This is a genomic window from Kitasatospora sp. NPDC004614 (genome assembly GCF_042873675.1).
Lineage (GTDB): Bacteria > Actinomycetota > Actinomycetes > Streptomycetales > Streptomycetaceae > Kitasatospora.
In genome coordinates this window covers 59,907-74,097 of record NZ_JBIALR010000027.1, presented here as the reverse complement: position 1 = coordinate 74,097, position 14,191 = coordinate 59,907, and the positions used below count along the sequence as shown (strand labels likewise).

At 72.3% G+C, this 14,191-nt stretch carries 11 protein-coding genes; 6 read left to right on the top strand and 5 right to left on the bottom strand.

What is annotated here, in order from left to right; all coding sequences use genetic code 11:
* Positions 1-36 precede the first annotated feature (36 nt).
* The 4 genes from ACFYST_RS34105 to ACFYST_RS34090 form a co-directional block, all read right to left on the bottom strand.
* Positions 37-834, bottom strand: a complete 798-nt coding sequence (locus ACFYST_RS34105; RefSeq protein WP_387868114.1) for an ABC transporter permease — start codon at positions 832-834, stop codon at positions 37-39.
* Entirely contained in the window at positions 831-1,826 is a 996-nt protein-coding gene (locus ACFYST_RS34100; RefSeq protein ID WP_387868112.1) for an ATP-binding cassette domain-containing protein, read from the bottom strand. Before ACFYST_RS34100 ends, ACFYST_RS34105 begins: the two co-directional genes overlap by 4 nt.
* Before the next feature lie 55 nt (positions 1,827-1,881).
* On the bottom strand, positions 1,882-2,727 hold the full coding sequence (locus tag ACFYST_RS34095) for a DUF4097 domain-containing protein (protein WP_387868110.1): 846 nt from the start codon (positions 2,725-2,727) through the stop codon (positions 1,882-1,884).
* Positions 2,728-2,812: 85 nt separating this feature from the next.
* Positions 2,813-3,334, bottom strand: coding sequence for a toxin-antitoxin system HicB family antitoxin (locus ACFYST_RS34090; RefSeq protein WP_387868108.1), 522 nt, complete (start codon positions 3,332-3,334; stop codon positions 2,813-2,815).
* A gap of 194 nt (positions 3,335-3,528) precedes the next feature.
* Between ACFYST_RS34090 and ACFYST_RS34085 the strand changes: the two genes are divergently transcribed.
* From ACFYST_RS34085 to ACFYST_RS34070, 4 genes are all read left to right on the top strand, one after another.
* Positions 3,529-3,756 (top strand): hypothetical protein, encoded by a 228-nt coding sequence (locus ACFYST_RS34085; protein WP_387868106.1) that lies wholly within the window; start codon positions 3,529-3,531, stop codon positions 3,754-3,756.
* 96 nt (positions 3,757-3,852) lie between these two features.
* Positions 3,853-4,905 carry a hypothetical protein gene (locus tag ACFYST_RS34080; protein WP_387868102.1) on the top strand — a complete coding sequence of 351 codons (1,053 nt, stop codon included), beginning with the start codon at positions 3,853-3,855 and terminating at the stop codon, positions 4,903-4,905.
* 388 nt (positions 4,906-5,293) lie between these two features.
* Positions 5,294-11,020: a PA14 domain-containing protein gene (locus ACFYST_RS34075; RefSeq protein ID WP_387868132.1), complete on the top strand. Its 5,727-nt coding sequence runs from the start codon at positions 5,294-5,296 to the stop codon at positions 11,018-11,020.
* A 26-nt stretch (positions 11,021-11,046) separates the two neighbouring features.
* On the top strand, positions 11,047-12,147 hold the full coding sequence (locus ACFYST_RS34070; protein ID WP_387868100.1) for a ricin-type beta-trefoil lectin domain protein: 1,101 nt from the start codon (positions 11,047-11,049) through the stop codon (positions 12,145-12,147).
* A gap of 22 nt (positions 12,148-12,169) precedes the next feature.
* Here the strand turns inward: ACFYST_RS34070 and ACFYST_RS34065 are convergent, their stop codons facing one another.
* On the bottom strand, positions 12,170-12,406 hold the full coding sequence (locus ACFYST_RS34065) for a hypothetical protein (RefSeq protein WP_387868098.1): 237 nt from the start codon (positions 12,404-12,406) through the stop codon (positions 12,170-12,172).
* Between the two features lie 271 nt (positions 12,407-12,677).
* Between ACFYST_RS34065 and ACFYST_RS34060 the strand changes: the two genes are divergently transcribed.
* Both ACFYST_RS34060 and ACFYST_RS34055 read left to right on the top strand, forming a co-directional pair.
* Positions 12,678-13,139, top strand: a complete 462-nt coding sequence (locus tag ACFYST_RS34060) for an SUKH-3 domain-containing protein (RefSeq protein WP_387868095.1) — start codon at positions 12,678-12,680, stop codon at positions 13,137-13,139.
* Positions 13,140-13,188: 49 nt separating this feature from the next.
* Positions 13,189-13,839, top strand: coding sequence for a hypothetical protein (locus tag ACFYST_RS34055; RefSeq protein ID WP_387868092.1), 651 nt, complete (start codon positions 13,189-13,191; stop codon positions 13,837-13,839).
* Positions 13,840-14,191: the final 352 nt, after the last annotated feature.

The window sequence follows — 14,191 nt, the reverse complement described above, 5'->3', positions numbered from 1 at the left end:
GCAAGCGGCCTGATGGTGCGTCAGGCCGCTCGCCGCTCAGCGGGTGGTGCTGCGGTTGAACAGCGCACGCGACCAGGCGTAGCCGACCGCGCCGATGCCCGCGCACCACGCCAGCGACACCCAGCCGCTGGAGCCGACCGCCGTCCCGGACAGCAGCCCGCGCAGCGCCTCCGTCATCGGGGTGAACGGCTGGTACTCGGCGAACAGGCGCAGCCCGGGCGCCATCGAGCCGGCCGGCACGAACGCCGAGCCCAGGAACGGCAGGAACTGGATCATCATCGGCTTGTTGCTGGCCGACTCCACGGTCTTCGAGATCAGCCCGAGTGCCACCGACAGCCACGTCACGGCCACCGCGATCGCCACGATCAGCCCGAGCGCCGCCAGCCACGCCAGCATGCCCGCGTGCGACCGGTAGCCGAGCCCCAGCGTCACCGCGACCACCAGCAGCACGCTGAGCATGGTCTGGATCACGCTGCCGATCACATGGCCGGTCATGAACGAGGACCGGGTGATGTTCATGGTGCGGAAGCGGTTGATGATGCCGCCCGTCATGTCGGAGCAGATCGCGACCGAGGTGGTCATCGAGCCCGCCGCCAGACCCATCACCACGATGCCGGGCGTCAGGTAGGCGAGGTAGGCGTCGCGTCCGCCGCCCGGGCCGGAGCCGAGACCGGCGCCCATCGAGTCGCCGAAGGCGTAGACGAACAGCAGCAGCATCAGGATCGGCGTCATCGCCGAGCTGAACGAGAGCGCCGGGTAGCGGGCCGCGTGCTTGAGGTTGCGGCGCAGCATGGTCATCGAGTCGTGCGCGGCCAGGGCGAGGGTGCTGCTCATCGCGGGGTCTCCTCGGCGGTGAACGTGCTTGTAGTGGCCGTGCCGGTCAGGGCGAGGAAGACGTCGTCCAGGTCCGGGGTGTGCACGGAGAAGTCGGCGGCGGGCACACCGGCCGCGTCCAGCCGGTCGATCACGCCGCGCAGGGCGTCCAGGCCGGCGTCGCCGGGGATGCGCAGCGCGAGGTTCTCCGCGTCACGGCTCGCGCCAGGGAAAGCGGCGCAGGCACGGGCGTAGCCGGCCGGGTCGGCGAGGCGCAGGCGGACGTGGCTGCCGGGGATGCGCGCCTTCAGCTCGTCGGGGCTGCCCTCGGCGACGATCCGGCCGCCGTCCAGGACGGCGATCCGGTCGGCGAGTTGGTCGGCCTCCTCCAGGTACTGGGTGGTCAGGAAGACGGTGGTGCCGCGGGCGACGAGGCCGCGCACGGTCTCCCACATGGTGCGGCGGCTGCGCGGGTCGAGGCCGGTGCTGGGCTCGTCCAGGAAGATCACCTGCGGGTCGCCGACCAGCGTCATGGCCAGGTCGAGCCGGCGGCGCATCCCGCCGGAGAAGGTCGCGGCGCGCCGGCCGGCCGCCTCCGCGATGTCGAAGAGCCGGAGCAACTCCCTTGCGCGGGCTCGCCCTTGAGCCCGGGGGAGACGCAGCAGGTCGGCCATCAGGAGCAGGTTCTCCTCGGCGGTGAGCAGGTCGTCCAGCGCGGCGAACTGCCCCGTGACGCCGATCGCCGAGCGCACCCCGTCCGGGTCGGTGGCCAGGTCGTGGCCGGCGATCTGCGCCTGGCCGCCGCCGGCACCGACCAGGGTGGAGAGGATCTCCACCGTGGTGGTCTTGCCGGCGCCGTTCGGCCCGAGCAGGGCGAACACCGTGCCGGCGGGGATGGTGAGGTCGATGCCGTCGAGGACGGTCTTGTCCCCGTACGACTTGCGCAGGCCGATCACGGTGACGGCGGGGCCGTGCGGCGCCTTCCTGGACGCGGGCATGGCTAACGTGGGCATGTGTCCTCCCGGTGGGAAACGGGTGTGCGTGGAAAGGAAGTTGAGGAGGTGTCGGTCAGGCGCGGGCGCGGCGGATGTCGATGTTGCCGAAGCGGGTGCGGGCGCGGACCTCGACGGTCTCCTCGCCCTGCTCCGGTCCGTCCGCGCCGGTGAGCGCGTTGCGGATCTGCCCGCGCTGCGCGCCGACGTCCAGCCAGGCGGCCGTGCCGGTCCGGACGCCGATCTCGATCGTGCCGAAGCCGGTCTCCAACTGCACGCTGCCGCGCACCACTTCGCCCACCAGCAGGGTGCCCCGGGCGGTGCTGGCGCGCAGCGAGGCCTCGGCCCGTTCGACGGTGATGTCGCCGTTGGCGCCGCTCACCTGGAGGTCGGCGGTGGCGAGCGCGACGGTGGTGCTGCCGTGCGAGTTCTTCACCACCGCCGGGCCGTCCAGCAGCCCCACCCGGACGCTGCCCGAACTGGTGCTGATCTCGGCCCGGCCCCGGACCTCCTCGACGGTCACCGACCCGTGTGCGGCCGACAGTTGGAGCGGCCCGGTGCTGTCCAGCCGGACGTCGCCGGAGGCGGTCTTCACCCGCACCTCGCCGAGCGGGCCCTCGCCGAGCACCTGCGTCCACGCGCCGCCGGCCTCCAGGTGCGAGCCGGCCGGCAGCTCGACGGACACGTCCACCATGCCGGTCCGGCCCAGCGGGTAGCGCTGCTTGGGGGTGCGGACGGTCAGCACGCCGCCCGCGAAGCCGACCTCGGTCTGCTCGGCGGCGCGCACGTCCACCTCCCGGTCCGGGTCGCGCGGCCGGGCCTCGACCACGGTGTCGGCGCGGTCGGTCGCGATGACGTGCACCGAGCCCGCGTACACCTGGACGTTCAGCGAGATCGGCTCGGGAGTGTCGAAAGAAGGCATGGCAGTACCGTCCTCATGGGTCGTCAGAGGCGTCGGGGCTCGGTCGTCGGGTGTCGGGGCGATGCGGGGTGGTGCGGGCGCTCGGTCAGCGGACCCAGCCGGTGTAGCCCTGGCCGAACGTCTGCGAACGCTCCGCCTGCGCGCGCGGACGGGCCCCGCCCTCGACGGCGGACGCCACCGCCCGCACCAGCCAGGCGTTGACCGACAGCCCCTCGCGGGCGGCGGCCTCCTCGGCGCGCGCCTTCAACTGGGCCGGCAGGCGCAGGTTGATCCTGGCCTGGCCGCCGTCGTCCTCGGCGGCGGGCAGTTCGGCGGGGGCGGGTGCTTCGGGTGCGAGCGCGGGCGCGACGGGGGCGGGCTCGGCGGGCGGTGCGGTGACCACGAAGTCCGGGTCCAGGCCGCGCAGTCGGACGTCGACCGAGCCCGGGGCGATCTCGCGGGTGACCTCGGCCATCGCGGCCGAGAGCACGTGGAGCATGGTCAGCCGGGTCGCCGACTCCAGCGGGGCCGTCAGTCGGTCGGCCAGTTCGCGGGCCTCGGGCCCGCCGGCCTCGGCGGCCACCGCCAACTCGCGCCGGAGGTTGTCGACATACGGGGTGAGGTCCATGGCTCCATAGTGGCATCACTCTGATGCCACGACAAGTTCCTTGCGGCATCGGATGGTTGGTCTCTCGTGCCTGGCTGCTCTGACCAGCGGAGATGGATGGGTGCCAGATGGTGCCACTGATGGCGCGCCATGGTGCCGACCGGTCCGGCGGGTAGCATCCCCGGGAGATGTCGCCGACGGGGAGGACCGCCACCATGACCGAGGAACACCGCACCCGCTGGTGGCAGCGCCGAACCGCCCCCACCGAAGTCCCGGATCCCGCCGCCCCGTTCGACGTGGTGCGGCGCGGCTACGACCGGCAGCAGGTGGACGCCCACCTCGCCCTGCCGCCCGAACAGCGGCCGCGCCCTGCCGCGTTCGACATCGTCCGGTTCGGCTACGAACGCGACCAGGTCGACCGGGCGCTGCGCGAACAGGGCTGAACGCGCGGCTGCCGGGCTTGACGCACTGTCGAAATCCTTTTGCGCCCAAACCTGTTGGTGTGCGATCTTGAGTCGATCGTCGAAGGAGGGTGCCCGTTGGAGTTCTTCGCGTGCGCGCACTGTGCGAGCGCACTCACCCGGCCGCTCGGCCGGGTCCGGCTTCCGCCCTACGCCCATCACACAGTGGGCAATGGCGTGCGCCTGCCCGCCCTGATGGACGCCGGAAGTTACGCGATCGACCCGGAACCGTCCGGCCCGCCCTGGCGGCGCTGGGAGGAACTCGCCGACGGCGAGGCGGAGGCCCGCGGCTACCACGACCCCGTGTACAGCCTGTCGGACGGCGCGCCCGGACGGATCCTGCTGGCACCCGGCGACGACACCGGCACCACGCTGATCGTCGACGGCGCCGACGGATACTGCTGCGGCATCACCGGCGGGTACGGCCCCAACCTGGCCTGCGCCCACTGCGGGCACCCCGTCGGCGTACGTGAGGACGACTGCTCGGTCTGGCAGACCGTCTGGCTGGAACCCGGCGCGGTCCACGTGGTCCCCGCCGGCCCCGACCTGCCCGTCGCCGACTGGGACGAGCTGATTCACGTGCCCTGCGCAGTCCCCCCGGTCGACGCGGGCGGCCGCTGGAACCACCGCTGCGAGCAGGAGATGAGCGTGACCCTCGTCGACCTGGCCGTCGCCGCCGACGGCGCGCCCGTCCTGTTCGACGACCTCGGGGTCGCCGGCCTGTTCGGCCGCGCCATGCTCCACTTCCCGACCGGCGACGACCGGCCCACGAAGCGCTGCGCCCTGTACGGCCCCGGCCGCCCCCCGGCGGACCACCACCCCGAGCTGGCGCTCGTCCCGCGCCACCCGCAGACCGGCCGGCCCTGGCCGACCCCGCCCGGCGTCACCGGCGTCCCGCTCGACCTCGCGGTCTGGCGGCACCTCGCCTTCCCGCGCATGCGCGCCGCCGTCCGCGTCCACAGCGTGCTGCGCGCCGAACTCGACCGCGACGACCCGCCGTTGCCGACGTGGCGCAGCGGCGTCTACTTCGACGGCTGGCTGATCCACGACCTGCTGGCCCGTGTGCCCGCCGACCGGCGCCCGGCGGTGCGCGCCGTCCACCCGGGCTGGATGCCGTTCGGGTGGTGCTGACGGGGCGCCCATGCGGGTCTGAGCAGGCCGCGGTGTTGCGGCGCGGGTTCCGGCCAAGTTGGGGGTAGGGCGCCGGTGGTCCTGGGGCTCCGCTTCGAGGTGCCCGGGGGTGCGTCTTTGGCCATGTTCCTGACAGGGGTGGGCGGAGGTGGCGGACGGCCCGTGGGGCGGGTGTTCCGTTTGGCGTTCGGTGGGTCGGTGATTCCGGCCAAGGTGGACGGAGCCTGTTCCCCGGGGCCCGGTGGGCGCGGAGGATGTCCTCCGTTGTTGCCCAGGCCCGCGGGTTCCGGCGGACACCGACGACGTTGGAGGGGCCTTGTCCAGAGGGGGCGGCAGGGCGCGGTTGTCCGTGCGGTCGTGGTCGCGGTTGATCGTGTTCGCGGTGGCGATGGTGCTGATGGTCTCGCTGGCGCAGGCGCAGGTGGTGCCGGCGGCGTCCGCGTCGGCGGCGTCGAAGCCGGTGCCGAGGGATCTGCCGATCCTGTCGGTGCCGTCGGCGGGCAAGCAGCAGCCGCAGGCCGAACCCGGGCAGCCGAAGGCCGACTTCAAGCCGCTGGCGACCGGCGAGCACACCCGGTTCGACGCGCGGCGGTCGGTGTCCGGCGCCGACCCGGCACCGCAGACCAGTCCGGTCGCTCCGGTCGACGGCGCGGTGGTGGGTACGGAGACGCCGGTGTTGCAGGTGGCCGCGGTCGGCGACGGCGTCCTGTACTGCTTCAAGGTCTCCACCGGCTTCGACGGCCGTTCGGGCAGCGTGGTGGACTCCGGGTGCCTCGACCAGCCGCAGTGGACGGTCCCCAAGCACGTGCTGCACGACGGCGGCCGCTACACCTGGACGGCGGCCACCTCGACGCCCGGGGCGACGACGGCGACGGCGCCGCAGTGGGTCGGGCACTTCACGGTCAACCAGCGGGTGGGGGATCCGGGGCCGGCACCGACCGACCACCTGGGGCCGGTGACGGTGAACCTGTTCAACGGCAACGCGCACGTCGAGGCCGCCGGGCCCGCGTTCCAGACCGTCGGCGGATCGGCCGGAGTGAACCTCGCCTACAACTCCCGGCAGGGCGCACCGCACGGTGTGCGCGCCTCGTACTTCAACGACTCGCGGCACGCGGGCGCCCCGGACGCGACCCCGGTGATGGTGCGCGGCGAGTCCCAGGTCAACCTGGACTGGGGCGTCACGTGGACCGGTAACCCGGACAACCTGCCGTGGCGGGACAACCCGATGCCGCCCGCGCTGGACAAGAACTGGTTCGTGGTGCGCTGGGAGGGCCAGTTCAAGGCCCCGGTGACCGGGGAGTTCCGGTTCGCGGGCGCGCACACCGACGGCGCGCGGGTCTGGCTGGGCGACACGCTGGTCTACGACAGCCCCGGGGCCGCCGATCCCGGCGACGACTTCCTGCTGCCCGGCCCGCACCAGGCCCAGGACATCGCGCTGACCGCCGGTCAGCTGGTGCCGATCCGCGTCGAGCTGTACCACCACTCCGACCAGCGTCCCTGCATGGTGCTGTGGGCCAAGAGCAGCACCGGCCCCGACGACCAGCGCGTTCACAACCTGGAACCGCGGATCGTGCCGACGGAGTGGCTGTTCTCCTCGGACTCGGAGTCGCTGCCGCCGGGATGGACGCTGTCGGCCCAGTCCAGCGGCTACAGCCACGCCGAGATGCTGGACGGCTCGGTCGTGCTCACCGATGCCGCCGGCGGCAAGCACACCTGGGCCAAGGCCTCCGCGGGCGGCTACGCACCCCCGGTCGGGGAGGACGGCGTGCTCGCGTTCGACAGCGCGGGGCGGATCACGGTCACCGAGGGCGACGCGGTGTCGGTGTTCAACCCCGACGGCACGCTCGCCGCGGTGGAGTCGGTGCTGGACGGCAAGAAGCCCGCCGCCCTGCAGTACCTCTACAGCGGGACGCCGCCCCGGCTGACCGAGATCAAGGACCCGGTCTCCGGCCGGTCGCACCGGCTGTTCTACAACACCGATGGCAGCGACGGCTGTTACGGCGGGGTGTCCCGCCCGCCGGGCTCCGACCCGGCCCCGGCGCGGATGCTGTGCCGGATCCGCTACTGGGACGGCAGTGAGACCCGGCTCTGGTACCAGATGGGCACCCTGGCCAGGATCGAGAATCCCGGCGCGGCCATGCAGGACTTCGACTACGTCGGCCGGGCCTCGGCCAAGCAGCGCTACGACCAGGCCGGCGACAACGAGGAGGAGAAGCAGAGGGCCCTGGACAGCATCGGGCCGCTGGCCACCCTCCGCGGCAGCCTGGCCTACGACTGGGTGGCCCACCAGGCCCCGTCCGTGGAGAACGGGTGCACCAACACCGGTGACATCGCCGCCGCCTGCACGGTGATCGGCTACGACTCCGTGGTCGAGCACCCGCAGGAACCGCCCGCCCTGCGCGCGGTCCAGGTCCTGGCGGCGGCGCCGGACGGCCGCTCCGGCGACAAGCGCGCCGAGCACTTCTACCAGTACTACCTCGAACGCAACCAGGCGACCGTGGCCCTGGCCGGGGTGTACGACTCGACCCGCTCGCGCACCGTGACCTACGACGACGCCGGACGCACCCTGGTCACCACCGACTTCACCGGCGCGAGCATCTCCGCCGAGTGGAACGCCAAGGACCAGGCCACCGCCGCGGTCGACAGCGCGGGCCGGCGCTCCACCACGGTGTACGACCACGCCGACCGCCCGGTCGACAAGTACGGGCCCGCACCGGCGTCCTGCTTCACGGGGCTGATCCCGACACCCGCCTGCGCGGCCACGATGCCGCACAGTCACACCAGCTACGACGAGGGCCTGGTGGGGCTGTCGGCCGCCTTCTACGACAACCCGGAACTGGCGGGGGTGCCGCGGGAGTTCGCCACCGGGGTCGGCGCCGGTGACGGGGCGCTGGCACGGTCGTGGGGGTCGGGCCCGCCGGTGGCGAACACCGCCGGCTGGTCGGGGCGGTTCACCGGCGAGATCGAGTTCCCCGCCGCCGGGGACTACGGCCTCGGGTTCACCGCGGTCGACGGCGTCCGGCTGTGGGTGGACGACGTGCTGACCGTCGACAGCTGGACCGACAAGCCCAGCACGGCAGTTGCGGGCACGTACCGCAACACCGCGGCCGGCAGCCGGCACCGCGTCCGCGTCGACTACTACAACCGCTCCGGTACGACCGGGGCACTGGCCTTCACCTGGACTCCGCCCGGCACCGGCACGCCGGTGCCGGTGCCGGGGACGATGCTCGCGCCCCGGTACGGCTGGGCGACCGGCTCCACCACCGAGGACACCTCCGGCGGCGGCACGGAACGGGCACCGTCCAGGCACATTGCCAGCAGCTACGCGGATCCGGCGGCGGGCATCGACCCGGTGTACGGGCTCACCGTGTCCACCACGGCCGATCCCGGCGGACTGGGCCTGACCACCCGCACCGGCTACGAGCGGCCGGGCGACAAGTACCTGCGCCAACTGGCCACCGCGAAGCCCGGCGGCGACCTCGCCGACCCCGACAAGCACGCCACCACGGTCTACTACGGCGACTCCGAGACCCGGACCAACCCGTGCGATCCGAAAGCTCCGGCCGCCAACCAGGGCGGCATGGCCAAGACCGCCACGGAAGCCAGACCGGCCGACGGGACGCCGCTCACCGGTGAGACCGTGTACGACGAGACCGGCCGTGCCGTCGCCGAGCGCGCGGGCGAGGAGGGCTGGACCTGCACCACGTACGACGCGCGCGGACGGGTGGTCAAGAAGACCTTTCCCGCGTACGGGGCCAAGCCGGCCCGCACCGTCGTCACCGACCACGCCGTCGGCGGTGACCCGCTGACCTCGCAGGTGAGCGACGAGAACGGGTCGATCACCACCGTGATCGACCTGCTCGGCCAGGAGGTCCGCTACACCGATGCCAACGGCGTCACCTCGCTCTCCACGTACGACCAGGTCGGGCGCCTGACCACGGACACGACCACGGTCAAGGGCGTGTCCAGCACCGTGATCTACACCTGGAGCGATGCCAATCAATTGACGAACGTCAAGCTGGACGGAACCATCGTCGCCACCCCCGGCTACGACGCGGCCACCGAACTGGCCCGCGTCGCCTACGGCAACGGATCCCGCCTCGACGCGCTGGCCCGCAACGCCTCGGGCAAACCGACGGCGCTGACGTGGAAGACCTCCGCGTCCACGGTCGTCGACACGGTCACCCGCTCCCGCAACAACCGGGTCACCGACGACGTGGTGACCGCGGACGGCAAGACCGCCGCGACCTCCTCCTACACCTACGACACGGTGGGCCGGCTCGTCGCGGCGACCGTCCCGCACCACCAACTCACCTACCGGTTCGACCCGGCCGGCGGCTGCGGGCCGGCGGCAGCGGCCGGGTCGAACACCAACCGCACCGCGTCCACCGACAGTCTCAACGGCGCCCCGGCGGTCACCACCGGCTACTGCTACGACGGCGCCGACCGGCTGACCTCGACCAGCGGCGGCACCGCACTCTCCTTCGGCTACGACAGCCACGGCGACACGGTCAGGATCGGCGGCGACACCCTGGGCTACGACTCCGCCAGGCGGCACATCGCCACCACCACCGCCGACGGGAAGACGATCTCCTACCTGCGCGACCCGGCCGACCGGCTGACGGCCCGCACCGTCACCGGCGCCGCCGACGGCTCGAAGAACGGGACCACCCGCTACTCGTACAGCTCCAAGCACGACGACGCGGACCTCGTCCTGGACAAGGACGGCGGCCTGCTCCAGCGGATCGTTGCGCTGCCCGGCGGCGTGCTGCTGACCAAGAACTACGACCGGGCCGCCAGCACCAACTGGTCCTACCCGAACATTCACGGCGACGTGCTGTTCACCGCGGACGGGACCGCCGCCCGCACCGGCGACCTCCACCTCTACGACCCCTTCGGCCAGAACATCGACCCCGCCACCGGTGCCTTCGCCGACATTCCCATCCCCGCCACCGCCGCCGGCGGGATGGACTTCGGATGGCTGGGCCAGCACGAGCGGCCGGTCGAGCACCTGGCCGGCCAGCAGGCCATCGAGATGGGCGCCCGGGTCTACCTGCCCGCACTCGGCCGCTTCCTGCAGATCGACCCGGTACCCGGCGGGTCGGCCAACGACTACGACTACGTCGACGCGGACCCGGTCAACGGCCTGGACCTGGCAGGGACGTTCTCCTGGAAGTCGGTGGTCAGCGTCGGGACCACCGCGGCGGAAGTGGTGGCCTACGTGCCGGGCCCGGTGGGGACGGTCGCCTCCGGGGTGGCGGTGGCCGGCCAGCTCGCCCAGGGCAACAAGAAGGCCGCCGCCATGGACGCACTCGGCATGATCCCCGGCGGCAAGCTCGCCAGTACCGTCGCCAAGACCGCGGCCAGAGAAGCCTCGACCGTCGGCAAGGCCGCCGAGGCGGTCGAGAAGACGTGCAACTCCTTCGCCCCCGACACCCCGGTGGTGATGGCCGACGGCACCGTCAAACCGATCGGTGAGGTGCGCGAAGGCGACCAGGTCCAGGCCACCGATCCCGCCACCGGCCGGACCGTCGCGGAACCCGTCACGGACGTCATCACCGGCCACGGCACCAAGCACCTGATCGACATCGGCCTCGAAGGGCCGCGGCCGGCGACGATCACCGCCACCGCCGGACACCCCATCTGGGTCGAGGACCGCGGCTGGGTCGATGCCGGCGACGTCCGGGCCGGTGACACCGTCCGTGGTGCGCCCGGTTCCGCGGCGCTGAAGGTCGCCTCCGTCCACGACCGCGGCGAGGTGGCCGACGCGACCGTCCACAACCTCAGCGTCAGCACCATCCACACCTACTACGTCCAGGCCGGGGCGAGCCGGTTCCTGGTGCACAACGCGGCGTGCCGGGCGTACATGGACTTCACCCGGGCCGGCAAGCGGGACGTCGTCGCGATCAACGCGGACAAGTACAACGGCTGCAACCTCTGCGAATGGTGCGGCCGGGAAGTCGTCCAGCCGCAGAAGTCGCAACGCGGGGTGACGCCGTCCAACGACGAGTGGCAGGTCGACCACATGGAGCCCAAGACCCACGGTGGTGCCGGATCCCCGGAGAACGGCCAGCTGCTCTGTCGCTGGTGCAACCGCTGGAAGTCGGACAAGTGACTGCGCATCACGAAGGGATCGTGCCGGTGACAACCGAACCATCAAGGCAGCGAAGGACGTTCTGGAGGAAGGCCACCGTCATCGCGGCGGCGCTGTGCGCGGCCGTGGGGATCACGGCGTCCCCCGCCGCCGCGCACGAGGAGAGCGCCGCGTCGCCCACGGCGCTGATCCAGCTGACGATCACCAACGTCAGCAACGGAAAACTGCTGGACGTCCAGGGCGGCAGCTACGACGACAACGCGGCCATCTCGGTCAACCCGGCGCCCGGATCCGCCACGGCGTGGCGCATCAACACGGGCACCAGCCTCGGTTCGGGCTTCGCGATCGTCAACACCACCGGCAAGTGCATGGACCTCACCACCGCCCGCTACCAACTGCGGCAACAGCCCTGTGACGGGCGCGCGTCCGAACAGTGGTACTTCCAACCGGTCGCCGGATCGGCACAGAAGGCGTTCAGGATCCGCCAGGTCGGCGACAACTCCTGCCTGACCGTCCAGATACCGCCCGCCACCGACAACTGGGTGTACACCTACCGCTGCGACAACACGCCCTACCAGCAGTGGGTGCTGCCCGCCGAGGTTTACCAGACGGCGTGGAACACCGCCGTGGACTACGCGGCCGCCCGGTGCAACAAGGACACCTCGACCTGCTCGTGGTCCACGGCCAGCCAGACACCGCCGTTCACGCTGCCGGAGTCGTGCGTCTCCCCGATCTGGTTCAACGACACCTCGACCACGATCCCGTGGGAGTTCACGCTCAACACCACCACAGGGTGGACCAACACCATCGGCTTCAAACTCGGCGGAAGCCTGTCCGTCGGAGGCGACGTCGGCCTGGCCAAGCTCCAACTCGAGGTCACCGCCGAGGTCAACGGCGCCACCACGGTGGACCTCAAGCAGGAGATGGGCAACAAGCTGACCGTGAGCGTGCCCCCGCGCCAGTACGGGTGGGTCGCGCTGTCCGAACTCGCCACCAAGGCCACCGGAACCTGGACCTTCGACACCCAGGGCTTCCCGTGGACCGCCGACGACACCATCACCGTGCCGCTCAAGTACGACGCCAACGGCGGCGCGAGCATCTACAGCGCACGGACCCGGGCCACGTTCACCAACTGCGCCGGAACCTGACGGCGGCGCCCGGCGCGCCGGGTCAGCTGCTCGCCCAGCCGGTGAGGTCGGCAGGGCCGCGGCCGAGCGCACGGGCCGCGGCGGCCTGGATCCGGGCCGGGCGGGGGGAATTGGCGTCGAAGTCCTGCGAGATGCGGAGCTGAGCCTGCTCGCAGGAGTCGGCCGCGTGGGCCGGGGAGACGCCGGTGAAGGTACCGACGGCGAGGACCACCGCGGCGGCGATCGACTGGGCCCGGCGGGCGAGGTGGTGGAACTTCATCGTGCGCATTCCCTTTCGAATGGCCGTGCGGGAGGAGTGGCACCACGCAGGCGTCGTGCTGCGGCCGGCCGGGAGCCGGTCGCAGCCACGGTGGTTCGGGTACCGGCACGATGATGGCGGCCCGACGCGAGCCCGATCGATGCCGGAGCGTTCCTGCTCGGCCGATCGGGTGGTACGTAGTACCGCGTCCAGGCGTGCGTCAGCCCGAAGTGCGCCCCGTGCGCGCCGGTGTGGGAAGGTGAACCACCGTGACGGGCAAGGGGGATGACGAATGAACCGATGGTCGGACGAGGTGACCAGGGTGCTGACGGCGTCCGGGTGGACGCCCGGGCGGGCGGTGGAGACCGGGCGGTGGCGGGAGCTGTTCGAGCCCGGAGGTGTGGAGCTGCACGCGGCGGCGGAAGCGTTCCTGCGCGAGTTCGGCGGGCTGACCGTCGACATCGACGGGCCCGGAATCACCTGCGCGCGCACGCCGTTCGAACTCGACCCCGAGCTGGCCGTGGGGGAGGAGGACCGGTACCTGGAGCTCGGGGAGGACGTCGGGCGGCGGATCTTCCCGCTCGGCGAACTCGACCACGGCCGGTTCTTCCTGGGCATCGACGAGACCGGCGAGGTCTACCTGGTCGAGGGCGCACTGGCCAGCTTCGGGCCGATGCCGCAGGCGATGGAGCACCTGATCCTCGGCGTCATGCCCCGCTGGATCCGTGACGAACCGCCAGTGGACGGGGGCTGATCGGCGTAGGTTCGGGAGCAGTGATCCACAACTGACGGGTGGTAGAAGGATGGTCGAGTCGCATCCGCTGCTGGGGTACTTCCTGGACGCGGCCAAAGGCGTGTTCCCGCCGGTGGACGGCGAGGTGACGGTGCTCGGGCCGCTGGCGGGCGGGCTGGAGTGCTCGGTGGCGTTCACCGGACACGCGGTGGTCGCCACGGCGCGGCCCGCCGACGAGGTGCGGGCACACGGGGCGGACGGGTTCGGCGAGTCGATGGCGCCCGACTTCCTGCGCCACCTGGCCGGCCCCGGCGGCTGGATCGGCTGCCTCGACGCGACACTGGTCGCCCCCGGCAGCGGCGGCCCCGCCCGACTCGGCCCGCTGGACGGCGCGGACGCACACCCCCGGGTCCAGCACGCCCGCGACATACGGGCCGGCGTCGAGGTGTACGGCGACGCGCGCGGGCTGGTCACGCTCGCCCAAGGACTCGCCGGACGGCGGGAGTTGAGCATCGAACTGCACGACCCCGACGAACCCCTCCCCGGCCGCGGACGCACGCTGATCGCCGACGCACTCACCCTCGTCCCGGAAGGCGAACCGGTCTTCGCCGCCGTCTCGCCCGGCAACGCCCGCTCGCTGCGCGCCTTCCTCGCCTGCGGGTTCACCCCCGTCGGCAGCGAGGTGCTGCTGCGCCCACGACGCCCCGTTCACCCGGAGTAGCGGCACGGCCCGTGCCGGAGCGCGGGCCGGTAGCGGTCGTCGAAGAGCCGGCCGGGCGGCGGGAGTTGAGCGTCGAGCTGTGCGAGCCTGACCAACCCTTGTCCCGGAGGCCGAAGCGCGCTTGCCGCAGGCCATTCTCGCGTGCGGGTCCACCCCCGTCGGCAGCGAGGTGCCGCGTTCCGTGTCCGGTCGCCCGGAGTAGCGGCACGGCCGCACCGGAGCGCGGGCCGGTAGCGGTCGTCGAAGAGCCGGCCAGGCGGCGGGAGTTGGGCATCGAGCTGTGCGAGCCGGACCGACCCTTGTCCGGGAGGCCGACGTGCGCTTGCCGCAGGCCGTTCTCGTGTGCGGGTTC

Bases quoted from the DNA above. Each gene is read 5' to 3' on its own strand.
- ACFYST_RS34105 (WP_387868114.1), bottom strand. From the start codon at position 834: ATGAGCAGCACCCTCGCCCTGGCCGCGCACGACTCGATGACCATGCTG.
- ACFYST_RS34100 (WP_387868112.1), bottom strand. From the start codon at position 1,826: ATGCCCACGTTAGCCATGCCCGCGTCCAGGAAGGCGCCGCACGGCCCC.
- ACFYST_RS34095 (WP_387868110.1), bottom strand. From the start codon at position 2,727: ATGCCTTCTTTCGACACTCCCGAGCCGATCTCGCTGAACGTCCAGGTG.
- ACFYST_RS34090 (WP_387868108.1), bottom strand. From the start codon at position 3,334: ATGGACCTCACCCCGTATGTCGACAACCTCCGGCGCGAGTTGGCGGTG.
- ACFYST_RS34085 (WP_387868106.1), top strand. From the start codon at position 3,529: ATGACCGAGGAACACCGCACCCGCTGGTGGCAGCGCCGAACCGCCCCC.
- ACFYST_RS34075 (WP_387868132.1), top strand. From the start codon at position 5,294: ATGGTGCTGATGGTCTCGCTGGCGCAGGCGCAGGTGGTGCCGGCGGCG.
- ACFYST_RS34065 (WP_387868098.1), bottom strand. From the start codon at position 12,406: ATGAAGTTCCACCACCTCGCCCGCCGGGCCCAGTCGATCGCCGCCGCG.
- ACFYST_RS34060 (WP_387868095.1), top strand. From the start codon at position 12,678: ATGAACCGATGGTCGGACGAGGTGACCAGGGTGCTGACGGCGTCCGGG.
- ACFYST_RS34055 (WP_387868092.1), top strand. From the start codon at position 13,189: ATGGTCGAGTCGCATCCGCTGCTGGGGTACTTCCTGGACGCGGCCAAA.